Raw genomic sequence first — 16,105 nt, forward strand, 5'->3', positions numbered from 1 at the left:
CTCCCTAACCTTATTATTTCTTGAATATTAATCTTTTATATTCTAAAAATTCTTTAATCTTAAATACATAAAGAAGAATTACATATATAACTACTCCAGTTAAAGTTGAAAGTACCACTGAAATTAACTTGCTTATTCCAAAGGTTCCTAAATAACTTGAGAATATCATATTTGTAAAATTAACTACTACAGCCATTACTATACTAGCTATCAAAATCTTAATGAAAGTTCTCGTTATAGTAGATATATCTAAACTACTTACCTTTTTCTTTAAACTAAATATCAATATTAATGTAGATAACAGAGTTGCTAAAGAATTAGATAAAGCTAATCCTTGTACTCCTAAAATCTTTACTGTTATAAAACAGAATGCTATATTTAAAATTATATTAAGAACAGCATTATACATAGGTATCTTACTTTCTTTCAAAGAATAAAAGCCTCTATTAACCAAATCTCTAACTCCATATATTACCATTGTAGGTATGTAAAAAATCAAGGCACTTGAAGTCATAATTACTTCATTACTTCCAAAGGCGCCTCTCTCTAAATATAATGATATAAGAGGAATTCTTAAAGTTAATAGTCCAAAAGCAGCTGGTACCATCAATAAAAATATAAAATTAATCCCCTTACTTATTTCTTTATTAAATCCTTTGTAATCACTTCTACTCGCTAAGGAAGATAGTTTAGGATACACAACCATACTTATAGCTTGAGCAAAAACCTCATAAACTAACATATTAAGTTTATTTGCATAATCTAAGGATGAAATAGAACCAGTTTCTAAAGTTCCTGCAAAAGATCTAACAATAAAAACATTTATTTGAACTAAAGACGCGCAAATTACTATAGGTAACATAGATTTTCCTAAAGCTTTAAGATTTTCATCTTTTAAATTAAATACAAAGTTATATTTATATTCAAGTTTTCTAAATCCAGGTATATTTATTAATAACATAGATAAGAAACCTAATACTGTGGCTATTCCAAATCCATTTAATCCATATCTATCAATAAAGAATATTAAATATAAGATATATATAACATTTGAAAAAACAGGCATTAATGAAGTTGCTATAAATCTATTGTGGCATTGTAACACTGCAGTCAAAATGCTTTGAACTGCTACAAAAATAAGTGATATAAACATAACCCTAACTAGTAATACCGCTTGATTGTATATGTTTATATCTTCTTTAAATGAAGATGCAAAAACAGATACTATACTTCCTGCTCCTATTATTCCAAGAACAACTATTATAAAAGTAATTATTGATATTACAGTAATAACATTGCTTATATATCTATTTCTTTCTTTTATATCACCATTTTCTTTTATATAAGTGTGAATAGGAATTAATGCTGATGTTATTCCGTAACTTATGCTTATAAATAGCATAGTTGTTCCTAATGAAAACATATATATATCATTTAAATAAGATAGTCCAAAACTTTTTGCAATTAAAGAATCTCTTATAAGCCCTAAAAGTTTAGAAGCTATAATTAAAATCATAATGAAAAATGATCCATTGAGAAGTTTTTTATATTTCATAGTTTTCTCCACTCTATAGTAATTGAGCAAGTAAATTATTCTACTTGCTCAATTATTATCTTTTAGAATTTTCACTTAGTATTATACTTTCATATGCTCTTTTATAATTCTCTCTAAATATTTTTACGCTAAACTTATTCAAGGCATCTTCATAACAAAGTTCACCTTTTCTTATTAAATCATATTTTTCATTATACACTTTGACTAGTGTATCTTTTATATTTTCAACACTATTTGGGTTTGTAAAATAGCAAATCTCATTAGAAAGAATTTTATCTATACCTTTGAAGTTAGATATTATGCAACTCTTTTTTAGAAAAAAACCTTCAATTATAGATAACGGAGGAATTCCCCCTTCGGAAAAAGATACAATTGCATTTATATCTGAAGCATTAATATAATCATCTGCATTTTTTTTATAGCCTAAAAACTTTATTTTATCAGTTTTAGCCTCTTTTTTTAATTCATCTTCTAATTCTCCATCCCCAATTATAAGTAAGGTAACATTATCAATTAGGTTAGAAAACTCATTAAAAGCAGTAATTAAACTTTTGTGGTTTTTAATCTCTGATAATCTAGCACATATAGAAATTACAAATTCATTTTCATCTAACCCAAGCTCTTTTCTTACACTCTCTTTTGATGAAACTTTATTAATTAAAGTTTCATCCGTTCCGTTAGAAATGACATAAAAGTTACCTTTAAACCTACTTTGTGCTAAAATCTTTAAGTTATCAGATACACATATATAATGTTTAAAACTACTTAAGCAATATTTATATAGCTCTGTCTTTAACTTATTCTTATAGTTTTTTTGAAAATAATCATATCTAAAATCACTATGAAGAGTATTAACAGCTATAGCTTTTATTTTATGTTTTATCATTCTATAAGTATAAACAGCTTTAGGTCCATGGAAGTTAACAATATCATAGTTTTCTTTATCTATTAGTTGAACTAAATCTTCATTGAATAAAGCTGTATTCACTTTATAGAATTCCAAATCTTCTCTTAATAATCTTTTATGAAATTCACCATCTCCTATAATAGCTAAATGAGTATTAAAAATCTCATTATCTTTTACTAAGTTTAAAATGTGCTGCGCTCCTCCACCATTATCATTTCCACTTATAACTTGTAATACCTTCATATTTAATCATCCTAACTATTAAGTTTATTAGATTTTATATTAATTATTGAAGTTACCAATATTCCTATAAAAATGAAATAATAATTCATTATTTTAGGTGCAAATAATAGGTTGTCAAACATATTTACAAGATAAAAAGTAAAAAAGGTTACTCCTATACCTGTAGCTATGCTTTTTAATTCACCATCAAAGTTTCTAGCAACTTTTACAGCTTTAACAATTATAACTATGCTAAATATTAAAAATACTATAAGACCTACTACTCCCAATTCAGCAAACATTTTAAGATATACATTATGAGTGTGGAGTATATTTTCTCCTGTATTAAACTCTGGGTGCTGTATTATATATTCATTATTGAAAGGTTGGAAATTACCTATTCCAATTCCACTTATAGGATGCTCTTCTATGGCTTTAACAGCTACCTTCCAAATCTTAACCCTTCCATCATTTACGAATACTCCATTAAATCTTTCATGAACTGCTGGTATTGCCACAGCTCCAATCATCATAGCAATTAGAGGAAAAAGAAGTTTCCAGTTGTATATAATGCTTACTATAATACAACCTAATATAAGTGATAGCCATCCATTTCTTGAGTAGGTATAAACTATACTCACTAACATAAGTAAAAGTTCTAAGAAATAAAAATACTTATGTTTTTTTGATTTTTCTTTTATTGCTACAAAAAATAAGGGATAAAATAATAGTATTATATATCCTGCATATAGGTTTGGTTGTCCAAAAGTTGAATCAATTCTAGGAGTTACTCCATTTACATAACTACTAACTCCATGTCCTGTAAATTGCTGAAAAATTCCATATAATAAAACTAAAAAAGCAGGATAATAAATCATCTTAATGAGTCTATGTATAGCTTTTTTAGTTGAAAATTCTAAAATAATCAGTAAATAAAGGCCTACTGCCAATCCAAATCTAAAAATTTCTTTTAAAGATAAAAACATACTCGTAGATTGAAGTACAGAAACCGCCATCAATAATAGTAAAATAATAGAAAGATAAGATGTTGGCTCTTTTAAGATTCTTGGTAGTTTTTCTTTTAAAACTTTTCTATTTTCTTTAATTGCTACATACTTTATAAATAGAAGAAATAACAAACCAGATTGAACCATTTCTATAATCTGATACTCACCATTTAATGTCCCCGGAAATAGTGGAAGAAATATCATATAAACTATCAGTACAATTTGTAATAGAATATTCATTAAATTAACCCTCACTTTTAAGATACTATGTATTTATCTCTTAAATCTATTAATTAAGACCAACCACAAAAACTTAGGTATAGCCCCTAATCTTTTTATTCTCCAAGGTTCCTTACTAACTCTATAAAGCCACTCAAGTCCTAAACTTATCATCCACTTAGGTGCTCTATTTACATTACCTGCAAAAACATCAAAGCTACCTCCAACTCCCATGAAGATTTTACAAGGAAGCTCATCCATGTATTTAGATATAAATTCTTCTTGTCTAGGAGATCCCATTGCTATAAAAATGGCGTAGGGATTTTTTGATTTGATATCTTCAGCAATTAAGTCAGAATCTTCTTTTTTGAAATAACCATTTTTCATTCCAACTATGTTTAGCTCTGGGTATTTTATCAAAAGATTTTCACTACATTTAAGCAGTACCTCTTCCTTAGCACCTAAAAGATAAATTCCTTTTCCTTCTCTTTCAGATTTTTTTATTATTTCACCCATAACTTCTATTCCTGGAATTTTTTCTTTAACTGGTGTTCCTTGTATTTTTGAAGCTAAAACCGTTCCAACACCATCAGGTATTATAATTGAGCTATCTTTTCTAAAATTATCTCCCAATGTTTTATTATTTAATCCGTTAAATAAAACCTCTGGATTCCCTGATATTATGTTGACTTTAGGATAGCTGTTTAACAACTCAATTAATTCCGTTTTTGTATTTTTGTAGATTTTAAAACCTAATATATTTATAAACATACTCTCCATCCTTAACTTTTATATTTAAATATTACCATAAAAGATTAGCTATAAAAAGGAAAGTAATCTACTTGTAACCTTTAATTAAATCTTTTTATGTATTCTTTTATTTCTTTTACAATCTCGTCATCTTTGTTTATTTTTTCTGCAATTTCTAAATGTAATCTTGCTTGTTTTAAATCTCCTGAATTTAAATAACACATTATTAAATTAGTGCAGATCTCTATATCTCTAGTTGCTTCAAAGGCTTTTCTAAAATACTTTATAGCATTTTCAAAGTCTTCTAAAGAAGCATAGTTTATACCCATTTCGTTTATTGTTTCAACTATTGAACTATCAATTGCTATACTTTCATTTAAGTAATAGATTGCTTTTTCATAATTTTCAAGTTTTCTATAACATAAAGCTACATAATAAAATAAAGATGGATTATCACCAAATCTATCAAGTAAAGGAATTAGCTTTTTTAAAGCCTCTTTAGGATTTCCTTCTATTAATTTTTTCCCATTTTCATAATCTAAAGTGTCTTCAAGTTCAGCTTTTAAACTTAAGATGTATTCTTCTGGTTCTCCTCCAGAATTTAAATATTCATTTATATAAACGTAGGCTTTTTCATTATTTCCCTCATCATTATAAATCAAAGCTTCATAAATACTTGCTTTATGAGAGTTTAGATTTAGGTTTTTGTATCTATCTATGTCTTCTTTAAATACTTCTGTAAAACCTTTATCTTGTTCCCTTATTGTTTCACCAATAAGAAATAACTTCTCCCACACTTCTTCCTCATTAGTTACATTAGTTAACCCTCTTAATAGTATATAAGCCTCATCAAAAAGATTCTCTTTTATCTTTTTTGCTACTGCACTTTTTATACAAGGTATTGAGTCCTTTATGTTTTTTAATAAAATTATATAATCTTCATTAAATTTCAGCTTATCATCTGCTCCTAAGGCAAAACTCATTCCTTCAATAAAATCATATATAGGAAGATTTTTTATCTTTATTTCATTTTCTATATTTGAAGCTAAATAAGTAGTGTTTATAGGTACAAATAACTCTTTATTTTTAAGTTCTAAGCTTGATATATTAAGTGCTTTAAGAAACCCTTCTTTATTTAATTCTAAAAATAATAGCTTAGATAGTTTTTCTTTAAATAAATTTCTATAATCCAAGATATTTTCTCCTTTTCCATATAAGAATTAAAAGCTATCATCACCGAAGGATGATAGCTTTTTTATTAATTTAAGTTTTTTTCAATTAATCCTCTAACAGCTTCTTTAAAGCTATTTAAGTTTTCTTCTGAATTTTCTATAGAATTACCTTTTACAGCAATATATAGTTTCATTTTAGGTTCTGTTCCTGAAGGTCTTACTACAAACCATGAATCATCCTCAAATATAAATTTTAATACATTTGATTTAGGTAAATCAAGAGTTACTTCAGAATTAAGGTGCATATTTTTTTGAGTACTTAATTTATAGTCTTCCTTTAATGAAAGCTTAACTCCATTTAATTCAGTAAACTCAGTACTTCTAAGATTTTCAATACACTTAGCTATCTTTTCTTGACCTTCTTTACCAGTTAGTTCAAAAGATTCAAGTGCTTCTTTATAGTAACCATACTTTTCATATAAAGCTAAAAGTCCATCATAAAGACTCATGCCATTTTCTTTATAGTAAAGAGTCATTTCAGCTATCAGCATTGCAGCTACAACAGCATCCTTATCTCTTGCATGGTCTCCTATTAAATATCCATAACTTTCCTCAAATCCAAATAGATATTTATGACTGTTATATTTCTCAAAAGCAGTCATTTTTTCTCCAATATACTTAAATCCAGTTAAGGTGTCCATTATTTCAACATTATAAGCCTTAGCTATATCATTAGCTGACTCAGTTGTTACTATAGTTTTTATAACTACTCCATTGTCTGGAATTTCATTTCTTTCACTTAAAGAACTTAATATATAATGTGTTAAAAGCATTCCTGTTTGATTACCTGTTAAAACTTTATAATCTCCAGTTTTATCCTTTACCACTACCCCTATTCTATCACAATCAGGGTCAGTTCCAAAAATTATATCTGGTTCTGATTTTTTAGCCATTTCTAAAGCTAATTTAAATACCTTTGGATCTTCTGGGTTTGGATATGGAGCTGTTGGGAAGTTTCCATCTGGAAGTTCTTGTTCCTTAACTACATTTACATTTTCATATCCAAGTTCAGCTAATACTCTTCTAACTGGAATATTTCCTGATCCATGTATAGGAGTGTATATTATATTTAAATCCTTTGCTTTTTCACTAACTAATTCTTTTCTTATAGTAGCTTTTTTAATTGCATCTATATATGCTTTATCTACATCTTCTCCAATGTATACTAATAATCCTTTTTCTAAAGCTTCTTCTTCGCTTATAGTTTTTATTTCTTCAAAACCTTTTATATCTTTTACGTATCCTATTATCTTGTTTGCATCTCCATCGGTTACTTGTCCACCGTCTGGACCATACACTTTATATCCGTTATATTGCTTTGGATTATGGGATGCAGTTACTACTATACCACCTGAACAGTTTAAATGTCTAACTGCAAATGATAATACTGGTGTTGGCTCTAACACTTTAAACAAATATACTTTTATACCGTTTCCACATAAAGTTAAAGCTGCTGATTTAGCAAATTCTACTGACATATTTCTTGAGTCATAAGCTATTGCTACTGATCTACTATCATCAAAGTTTTCTAATAAATAATTTGCGAATCCTTGAGTAGCTTTTCCAACAGTGTATATGTTCATTCTGTTGTCTCCGTAACCTATTACTCCTCTTAATCCACCTGTACCAAATTCAAGATCTCTATAAAATCTATCTTCTATTTCCTTTTCATCATTAAGTTGTTTAAGTTCATTCTTGACTTCTTCTGATATAACTTTGGATTGTAACCATTCCTCATATCTAATTTTGTAATCCACAAAAATCCCTCCTTAAATGTGCAAATCCATTATACACGAATTTACAGTATATGAAAACACTTTTATGTAAGTTATATGGTAACAAAAAGGTAAAATGCTAATGAATCCTATGTTAATCATTAGCATTTTACTACTATAATCCACATTTTTTATTATAGACTAATTTTTCTTTTTATCTTCTTTTTCTTCTTTTATCTGCTCTTCATTGATAGCCATATCCATAGATACGGTATTTCTTTCATAACTTATAGCTGCTACAACTGTGTTTAAATCATCTATTATTGAAATTTCTTCTCCAACCTCAACATCACTTAACCTAAATACTGAACCAACTGATCCATTAGTTATATCAATATTTATTGATTTTGGTAAGTTGTCTGGAGTACATTCAACCCTAACTGCATTTTTTTCTTTTTGAAGTACAGCTCCTGCTTTTCCTACAGATTCTTCACCTGTAAAGTTTAATGGAACATATGAAGTTATCTTCTTATCCCCACTTATCTTTTCTAAATCAATGTGTACTAATTTTCTTGTTAGTGGATCACGTTGTATTTCCTTTATAAGTGCTTTATGATTTTCACCTTCTAAATTGATATTTACAAATCCATGTCCTCCATTGTGTAAAATTTCCTCATTTAACTCTAATTCAGAAATTTCAAAGAGCATATTTTCAATACCTTTACCGTAAATTACCCCTGGTACTTTACCATTTTTTCTGCTTTTTCTCCCACTATGTCCAATACTTTTAATTCTTTTATTACATTCCATATTTATCCCTCCTCCTCTGTATTATTGACAAGAATAAAATATTTATTCTTTTTAAAATTTTTTTATTGAAATGAGGGTTTTGGTAAAATATAATAGTAGTGTTTTTAAATTATTAGGTAAACGAAAGAGGTGTCCATACATGTATAAATTAAACCAAAATGAAACACCCTTATTTGACGCATTGATGGAATATGTCAATAATGAAACAATTCCCTTTCATGTACCAGGTCATAAAAAAGGTAATGGCATTGAAAATGACTTTAAAAAATTTATAGGAGATAACCCATTTAAAATAGATGTAACTGTTTTTAAAATGGTTGATTCCCTACACCATCCAACGGGACCAATAAAGAAAGCACAAGAGTTAGTTGCTGATGCTTATGATGCTGATGCTTCCTTTTTCTCTATTCATGGAACATCTGGCGCTATTCAAGCTATGATTCTTTCTGTTGTTGGCGATGGGGACAAAATACTTATTCCTCGTAACGTTCATAAATCTGTTACTTCAGGAATTATCTTAAGTGGAGCTGTTCCAGTATTCATGACTCCTGAACTTGATAAACAGTTAGGAGTTGCTCATGGTGTTACACCTGAGGTTGTAGCTGAGTCTCTACGAAAAAATCCTGATGCTAAAGCAGTATTAATCATAAATCCAACTTATTATGGAGTTGCTACTGACATTAAAAAAATAGCTGATATTGTTCATAGCTATGATATACCTTTGATAGTTGATGAAGCTCATGGGCCTCATTTAGGATTTAATGATTCCCTTCCTTTATCATCATTAAAGGCTGGGGCAGATATATGTGCTCAAAGTACTCACAAAATAATAGGTTCATTAACTCAAGGATCACTTTTACATGTTAAAAGTAAACTTATAAATCCAAAAAGAGTTCAACAAGTTTTAAACTTACTTCATACAACTTCACCATCATACATACTTATGGCAAGTCTTGATTGTGCAAGAAAACAAATAGCTTTAGAAGGAAAAGAACTTCTTGCAAAAACTGTTGAGCGTTGCAAAAAAGTAAGAGATGAAATAAATAAAATCCCTGGACTTTATTGTTTTGGAGAAGAAATACTCGGAAAACCTGGTGCTTTTTCCTTTGACCCAACTAAGATTACTGTAAATTGTAGAGAATTAGGTTTAACAGGTTATGAATTAGATACTATATTAGCTACAAGATATCATATACAAGTAGAATTATCAGACCTTTATAATGTTCTTGCTGTAGGTTCTTTTGGAGACACTGAGGAAGCTTTAAATAGTTTAGTAGATGCTTTAAAAGAAATTTCTAAAGAGCATTCAGAAAAAAGTAACATAAAACCAGACTTTTTAGATATACCTGATATCCCAGAGATGAAAGTAAATCCTAGAGCTGCATTTAACTCAAAAAAAGAAACTTTACTTCTTGAAGATGCTGTAGGAAGAATAAGTGCAGAATTTTTAATGGCATATCCACCAGGAATACCTGTCTTATGTCCAGGCGAAATCATAACCTTAGAAGTTGTTCACTATGTAAAAGATCTTAAGAGAGCTGGACTTTATGTTCAAGGAACTGAAGATCCTAATGTAGAACACATTAATGTACTAAGAGAAATAAGAGTTTAAAAAACTTTGATGGGCCTATCAAATTAACTTGATAGGCCCATCATTTATTTTAAATATATTCCTTTATTGCTTCATGAAAATTATCTTCATTAAATACCTTTATTCCATGTTTATCAAGAATATCACCAGTTAGTCCATTACCTTTTTTCTTGGTACCACTAAATGTACCATCATAAACCTCCCCAAATCCGCAGGAAGGAGAATTCTTTTTTAATATAGCAACCTTACAGTTCATAAGTTTTGCTATCTTCATAGTTTCATGGGCCCCTTTTGTGAACTGTTCTGTGACATCATTTCCTTTATTGTCTATCACTAAATCTCCTCTTATTTCAGCTGGATTTCTTGGTGTTGATAGACCTCCTAATTGTTCTGGACATACTAACACAACTTTTCCAGATTCAATTAGTTTTTGAAGTTCTTCTTTGTAAGTATTTTTACCATCATATCTGCAATTAACTCCCGCTAAACAAGCACTTACTAAAATCATCTACCTTACTCCTGTAGAAACCCTTTTTTCAAGGGTTTCATTAATTTTTTATAAACAAATGATTAGATTGACGCCGAGAAATACGTCTACCACAACAAGGTGCTTATTTAAGTTGAACTACTGTTACTCCAGTTCCACCTTCACCATACTCACCTAGTCTATAACTTTTTACATGAGGATGTCTCTTTAACATGTCGTTTATAGCTTTTCTTAATACCCCAGTACCTTTTCCATGTATTAAGGATACTTCTCCTAAGCCTGCCATATAAGCTTCATCTAAATACTTATCTGCATCATAACAAGCCTCTTCTGCATCTAACCCTCTTAAGTCCACAGATGAACTAACTGACTTTAAGTTTAGATTAACTTGTTTAGATGACTTTTTCTTTTCTTCTTTTATTCCTTCTGCTATAACTAAGTCTTTAAGTTTAACATTTATCTTCATAATACCAGCTTCAACTTTAACTTCACCTTTGTTGTCTGGCATTGATATTATTACAACTTTTTGATTTAAAGAAGGTAAAAAAGCTTCCATTCCTAGTTTAACTTCAGCTATCTCTTTTCCTTTTTTCTTCTTTTCCTTGTTTAACTCTGCTTCAGCTTTATCTAAGTTGTTTCTAAGTTTGCTTCTTTCTTCTTCAAGTCTTCTTCTGTTTGTAGAAGATACACCATCTCTTTCAAGCTCTCTCATAGTTTTTAAGATTTCATCAGCTTCTTCTTTAGCATCTCTTAAAAGCTGTTTGGCTTCTCTTCTTGCCTCTGAATAAGCATTTTCTCTCATCTTTTCTAAGGATTCTAACTTGCTATTATACTTTTCTTTAAGTTTTTGAGCATCTATTTTTAAAACTTCTGCTCTTCTAGCATCTTCTTCTGCCTTTATGCTCTTTTCTTGCAAACTTTGTATAAGATCTTCAAACTGAAGTGATTCAGAAGATATACTTTCTTTAGCATCTTTAATTACACTATCACTTAGTCCAAGTCTTCTAGATATCTCAAAAGCGTTTGACTTACCTGGAATTCCTATTAAAAGTCTGTAAGTTGGTCTTAAAGTTTCGACATCAAACTCAACTGAGGCATTTTCTACATTTATAGTTCTAAGTGCATATCCTTTAAGTTCACTGTAGTGAGTTGTAGCAACTATTTTGCAGTTTCTTTTTCTTAAACTCTCAAGTATTGATACAGCTAAAGCAGCACCTTCTGTTGGGTCTGTTCCAGCTCCAAGTTCATCAAAAAGCACTAAGGATTTCTCATTTGCATCTTCCATAATCTCAACTATATTTTTCATATGAGATGAGAAAGTTGACAAACTCTGCTCAATACTTTGTTCATCTCCTATATCTGCAAATATATTTTCATAATAACTTATAGATGAATTATCTCTAGCAGGTATTAATAATCCACTCATACCCATTAGATGTAGAAGCCCTATAGTCTTTAAAGTTACAGTTTTTCCCCCTGTGTTTGGACCAGTTATTATTAAGGAAGTAAACTCTTTGCCAAGGTATGATGTTGATGGTACAACTATCTTGGAACTTATGAGTGGATGTCTTCCTTCTATGATATGAAATGAACCATCAGTATTTACTATAGGTGCAACACCGTTTATGGAACTTCCATATTTAGCTTTTGCAAAGATAAAATCTAACTCAATTAATATATCTAGATTTCTTTTTACTTCATCCTTATTGTTATAAACTCCTTTAGATAAAGCAGCTAATATTCTTTCTATTTCTGCCTTTTCCTTTAGCATAAGTTCTTTAATTTCATTATTTAGATTAACTAAACTCATAGGTTCTATAAATAATGTTGCACCTGATGAACTTTGGTCATGAACAAGACCAGGTACTTGCCCTTTATGTTCAGACTTTACAGGAATAACATATCTATCCCCTCTTACGCTATATAAGTTGTCTTGAAGGAACTTAGAGTTATCTCTTATTATTCCTCCTATTCTTTCTCTAACAGAAGAGTTCTTTTCCTTTAAGGATCTTCTGATGTTACTTAAAGTGCTACTAGCTCTATCTGATATCTCATCTTCACCAACTATAGCAATTTCTATGCTTTCTTCAAGTTTTCTTAAAGGAGTGATTCCTTCACATATTTCTTCAATAATCTTATGATCTTCTTCCTCTTCTTTTCTCTTTATATAATCAAGAAACTTTCTTGAGGATCTTAACATATTCCCTATTCTAAGTAATTGAAGAGCATTCAAAGTACCTCCCTTTAATGCCCTAGATACTCCATCTCTAACATCATAAAACCCTTCAAAAGGAGGATTTCCCTTAGTCATAAGTAAATTTAAAGCTTCTCTTGTCTCTTGTATATGTTCTTTAATTTCATAAACATTATCATAAGGCTTTAACTCTTCTATTAACTCTTTAGCACCAGCTGTTATTGCATATTCTTTTACAAGTTCTTTTATTTTATGAAATTCTAATATCTTTATAGATCGTTCTTTCATTAAACTTCTCCTTTATTCTACTCCTCTTCTATAATGACCTTTGGTATATTCTTTATTTTCTAAAGGAGTTTTATCTTTTAAATAATTTAATATTTCCTTAACTTCTTCTTCCCCTTCATCGATGAAATCAAATCTAAAACTTGATACACCTTTTTCTTTAAGTTCTTCCATTTCATCAATTAGATTAATAGGGGCAGAGTTATATATATAGGCCCTACAGAATTTATCTGTTAACACTCTAAAGTCCTTATTCATTCTATCAACAAGCATAAATTCATCATTTACACATGGAGCTGAACATTCTTTATTAGAGTATTTTCCTCCAACAATACTTCCTACTGGACAATATTCTGATATCATAGATTCTGTTTTGCCATAAACACACATACCTATATTTTTTTCTTTAGATAGTATATTCATGATTTCTTTTCTATTTAATTCTTGGCTTAAATATGGATATACATTATTTTCTTTAAAGAATTTCACCACTGAAGAATTAAATATGTTGCTTTTATAATCACTTATTATTAATATTCTGTTTTGAAATTTCTTAATTATTCCTAAGTTAGACGTAATTATTCCTTTAAATCTATGTAGATTTTCCTCAATCTCTTTAACTAAAGCTTTATATTCCTGCTTTATTATATTAGGAACCTTTAAATATAAATTAGGCCCATCAATACCATCAAGATCCTTTAACCTTATACCTGAGATATTTTTGTTGTAAATACTGATACCTATATCATGGGCCTTTTCATCTACTAGGGCCTTTAGTTGGGCCTTTGTATTAGCTATGAAAAGTAAATCAGGCCCATCAACATCTAAAATCTCTTGTTTTTCATGTTTATCTGATATCTTGATATCTTTTTTATATCTAAGCTTCACATTTTCTTCAATCTTTTCTATAAGTAATCTTCTAACATTATTTAATGAGGATACTGGTACAAAGCCTTCTTCATAGGATTTAAACTCTACTTTAGTTATCTTAAAGGCAGTATCTCCAGACTTCATTAAGGCTTCTTGAATTCTTTCTTTTGATAGAGGTTTGTTTTTAGCTATTTCAACATTTTCTCCATAGACCTCAAAGTTCTCTCCCATATACCTAGTTCTTAATATGATGGGCCCATGTAAATTGAATTCAACATCACAAGATATATCAACCTTTTTATCATAAATGTTGTTGTAGGTTGATTGTAAACTCTTAAGCAGTAAATTATCAGATGTTTTATAAAGAACATCACCTTTTTTATATTGGTTAGGAATTAACTTTACTTTGTCTCCTTTACTTGCTTTTTCAACTTCTTTTCCACCAAGTAATATCTTTACAACAGTAAACCCACCTTCACCTATTCTTATTCCATCCTTAAGTGAAATATCATCATCTAATAAGACAAGTGAATTCTCAACTACTTTACCTACAAAAACCCCTGTGTTTTTAGGATATTTATAAGCCATCATATCCTTACCTTCATTTTTATAAAGATATGCTTTTGAAAAACCTTCCCTATTAAAAAGCTTCATTAATTGCTTTTCCCCATTTTTATTTTTGTTATCATCAATTGCTTTTCTATACTCAGATACAACTCCTGCAACATACTCTGGTCTCTTCATTCTTCCTTCTATTTTTAATGAAGAAGTCCCAGTCTTTAATATCTCTTTAACATCATCAACTGTGCAGATGTCCTTAGGGCTTAATAAATATCCTTTAAACTCTTTTCCACCATTCGTTGATTTTAAGGTATAAGGAAGTCTGCAGCTTTGAGCACATCTTCCTCTATTACCGCTTCTTCCACCAATCATGGAGCTCATTAAGCACATGCCTGAATAACATACACATAATGCACCATGAACAAATATTTCTGTTTCTATTCCTAAATCTTTAGATATGTACTCTATCTCATTTAAAGATAGCTCTCTTGATAACACTATTCTCTTAAAACCTTTTTCACTTAAGAATACTGCTCCTTCTGGATTATGTACAGTCATTTGAGTTGATCCATGTATCTCTAAATCAGGAATTAGCCTTTTTAGGTTTCTATAGGCTCCTAAGTCTTGAAGTATAACACCATCAATCCCCATCTTATATAGGTCCTTGGTATATTCTAAGAGAGAATTCATCTCCTCTTCTTTTATTAGAGTATTTATTGTAACATATATCTTCACACCATATAGATGAGCATAGTCTACTGCCTTCTCCATATTCTCTTTATCAAAATTTGATGCATATGCCCTTGCTGAGAATTTATCTCCTCCAAGGTATACGGCATCGGCTCCGTTATTTATGGCAGCATATAAACTTTCCATACTGCCAGCTGGAGCTAATAATTCTACTTTATTCATTCTTCATCTCTCCTGTGGTTTTATCCATGCGACAAAAAAGGAGTATCCTAAACTCCTTAATTTATCTATGTTTTTTAGTATTTAATAATATATTTTGCCCACTTTTTTCTCTTGCAAGCTTAAAATTAATATCCATATATTTTTTCTCTAAATCAAGTACTTTATATTTATAATTATTCAATTGAAAATTAACTTCCTTATTTCTACTCATCAATGTCTTGTTTTGCTCTTTTGTCTTTTTGTATTGCTCTTCCATTATATCTAATTGACTTTTATAATCTTCTACTTCTTTGATTAAATCTTGAGAATTTGTGTTTTCCATTTCTTTTAGTTTCTCATTTAAAGCTTCTATTTCTTTAACCTTAATATTAAACTCTTCTTCTAATTTCTTGTAGTTCTCTTTTAGACCTTTACACTCTTTCTCTAATTTTTCACATTGTAAGTCACTTTTAAAAAGTTCATCAGCTACATTTATTCCTGCTAATACAGTTGCTGCCGAATAACTAAGTTTTGGATTCTTTTCACATAGTTCTTGTATTTTACTATCTATATATTCTGCAATACCTTTTAAATATTCTTCATTTTCTCTTCCTTTTAAATTATACTCTATACCATTAACTTTAACCACAACCGAACTCATATTTCACCTCTAGCTTATTTGTCTTTACTTAATTTTAACACAAACATTTCTTCCTGTGAATAAAGTAGAACTAGGTTCGTAACCTTTTTTACACCACAGTTTTCTATTAATTGACTTCAATGTTTATAAAAAAAGACCAAACTACATC

Annotated in this window: 12 protein-coding genes; 1 reads left to right on the top strand and 11 read right to left on the bottom strand. The window is 29.4% G+C overall.

What is annotated here, in order from left to right; genetic code table 11:
• Positions 1 to 13: 13 nt before the first annotated feature.
• From murJ to L1S49_RS16750, 7 genes are all read right to left on the bottom strand, one after another.
• The gene (gene murJ, locus L1S49_RS16720) at positions 14 to 1,555 is read right to left on the bottom strand and encodes a murein biosynthesis integral membrane protein MurJ (protein WP_238906563.1); all 1,542 of its coding nucleotides are present in this window, start codon (positions 1,553 to 1,555) and stop codon (positions 14 to 16) included.
• A 55-nt stretch (positions 1,556 to 1,610) separates the two neighbouring features.
• Positions 1,611 to 2,705 (bottom strand): glycosyltransferase, encoded by a 1,095-nt coding sequence (locus tag L1S49_RS16725; protein ID WP_238906564.1) that lies wholly within the window; start codon positions 2,703 to 2,705, stop codon positions 1,611 to 1,613.
• A gap of 11 nt (positions 2,706 to 2,716) precedes the next feature.
• Positions 2,717 to 3,931 carry an O-antigen ligase family protein gene (locus L1S49_RS16730; protein ID WP_238906565.1) on the bottom strand — a complete coding sequence of 405 codons (1,215 nt, stop codon included), beginning with the start codon at positions 3,929 to 3,931 and terminating at the stop codon, positions 2,717 to 2,719.
• A gap of 33 nt (positions 3,932 to 3,964) precedes the next feature.
• Complete coding sequence (locus tag L1S49_RS16735; protein ID WP_238906566.1) at positions 3,965 to 4,681, bottom strand: WecB/TagA/CpsF family glycosyltransferase; 717 nt, start codon at positions 4,679 to 4,681, stop codon at positions 3,965 to 3,967.
• Between the two features lie 80 nt (positions 4,682 to 4,761).
• Complete coding sequence (locus tag L1S49_RS16740; RefSeq protein WP_238906567.1) at positions 4,762 to 5,853, bottom strand: hypothetical protein; 1,092 nt, start codon at positions 5,851 to 5,853, stop codon at positions 4,762 to 4,764.
• Positions 5,854 to 5,918: 65 nt separating this feature from the next.
• Positions 5,919 to 7,649 carry a phospho-sugar mutase gene (locus tag L1S49_RS16745; RefSeq protein ID WP_238906568.1) on the bottom strand — a complete coding sequence of 577 codons (1,731 nt, stop codon included), beginning with the start codon at positions 7,647 to 7,649 and terminating at the stop codon, positions 5,919 to 5,921.
• 159 nt (positions 7,650 to 7,808) lie between these two features.
• On the bottom strand, positions 7,809 to 8,417 hold the full coding sequence (locus L1S49_RS16750) for a 50S ribosomal protein L25 (protein WP_238906569.1): 609 nt from the start codon (positions 8,415 to 8,417) through the stop codon (positions 7,809 to 7,811).
• A gap of 139 nt (positions 8,418 to 8,556) precedes the next feature.
• On the opposite strand from L1S49_RS16750, the gene L1S49_RS16755 reads away from it, so the two are divergent.
• Entirely contained in the window at positions 8,557 to 10,029 is a 1,473-nt protein-coding gene (locus tag L1S49_RS16755) for an aminotransferase class I/II-fold pyridoxal phosphate-dependent enzyme (RefSeq protein WP_238906570.1), read from the top strand.
• 49 nt (positions 10,030 to 10,078) lie between these two features.
• Here the strand turns inward: L1S49_RS16755 and L1S49_RS16760 are convergent, their stop codons facing one another.
• The 4 genes from L1S49_RS16760 to L1S49_RS16775 all read right to left on the bottom strand — a co-directional run bounded on the left by L1S49_RS16760 (position 10,079) and on the right by L1S49_RS16775 (position 15,957).
• On the bottom strand, positions 10,079 to 10,516 hold the full coding sequence (locus L1S49_RS16760) for a DUF523 domain-containing protein (RefSeq protein WP_238906571.1): 438 nt from the start codon (positions 10,514 to 10,516) through the stop codon (positions 10,079 to 10,081).
• 103 nt (positions 10,517 to 10,619) lie between these two features.
• Complete coding sequence (locus L1S49_RS16765; protein WP_238906572.1) at positions 10,620 to 12,977, bottom strand: endonuclease MutS2; 2,358 nt, start codon at positions 12,975 to 12,977, stop codon at positions 10,620 to 10,622.
• A 12-nt stretch (positions 12,978 to 12,989) separates the two neighbouring features.
• Positions 12,990 to 15,317: a U32 family peptidase gene (locus L1S49_RS16770; RefSeq protein WP_238906573.1), complete on the bottom strand. Its 2,328-nt coding sequence runs from the start codon at positions 15,315 to 15,317 to the stop codon at positions 12,990 to 12,992.
• A gap of 61 nt (positions 15,318 to 15,378) precedes the next feature.
• A complete protein-coding gene (locus L1S49_RS16775; protein WP_238906574.1) occupies positions 15,379 to 15,957 on the bottom strand; it encodes a cell division protein ZapA in 579 nt (192 codons plus the stop codon).
• Positions 15,958 to 16,105: the final 148 nt, after the last annotated feature.

Origin of the sequence: Clostridium sp. YIM B02506, from assembly GCF_022324845.1 — a bacterium.
Lineage (GTDB): Bacteria > Bacillota > Clostridia > Clostridiales > Clostridiaceae > Clostridium_T > Clostridium_T intestinale.

Bases quoted from the DNA above. Each gene is read 5' to 3' on its own strand.
- murJ (WP_238906563.1), bottom strand. From the start codon at position 1,555: ATGAAATATAAAAAACTTCTCAATGGATCATTTTTCATTATGATTTTA.
- L1S49_RS16725 (WP_238906564.1), bottom strand. From the start codon at position 2,705: ATGAAGGTATTACAAGTTATAAGTGGAAATGATAATGGTGGAGGAGCG.
- L1S49_RS16730 (WP_238906565.1), bottom strand. From the start codon at position 3,931: ATGAATATTCTATTACAAATTGTACTGATAGTTTATATGATATTTCTT.
- L1S49_RS16735 (WP_238906566.1), bottom strand. From the start codon at position 4,681: ATGTTTATAAATATATTAGGTTTTAAAATCTACAAAAATACAAAAACG.
- L1S49_RS16750 (WP_238906569.1), bottom strand. From the start codon at position 8,417: ATGGAATGTAATAAAAGAATTAAAAGTATTGGACATAGTGGGAGAAAA.
- L1S49_RS16755 (WP_238906570.1), top strand. From the start codon at position 8,557: ATGTATAAATTAAACCAAAATGAAACACCCTTATTTGACGCATTGATG.
- L1S49_RS16760 (WP_238906571.1), bottom strand. From the start codon at position 10,516: ATGATTTTAGTAAGTGCTTGTTTAGCGGGAGTTAATTGCAGATATGAT.
- L1S49_RS16765 (WP_238906572.1), bottom strand. From the start codon at position 12,977: ATGAAAGAACGATCTATAAAGATATTAGAATTTCATAAAATAAAAGAA.
- L1S49_RS16770 (WP_238906573.1), bottom strand. From the start codon at position 15,317: ATGAATAAAGTAGAATTATTAGCTCCAGCTGGCAGTATGGAAAGTTTA.
- L1S49_RS16775 (WP_238906574.1), bottom strand. From the start codon at position 15,957: ATGAGTTCGGTTGTGGTTAAAGTTAATGGTATAGAGTATAATTTAAAA.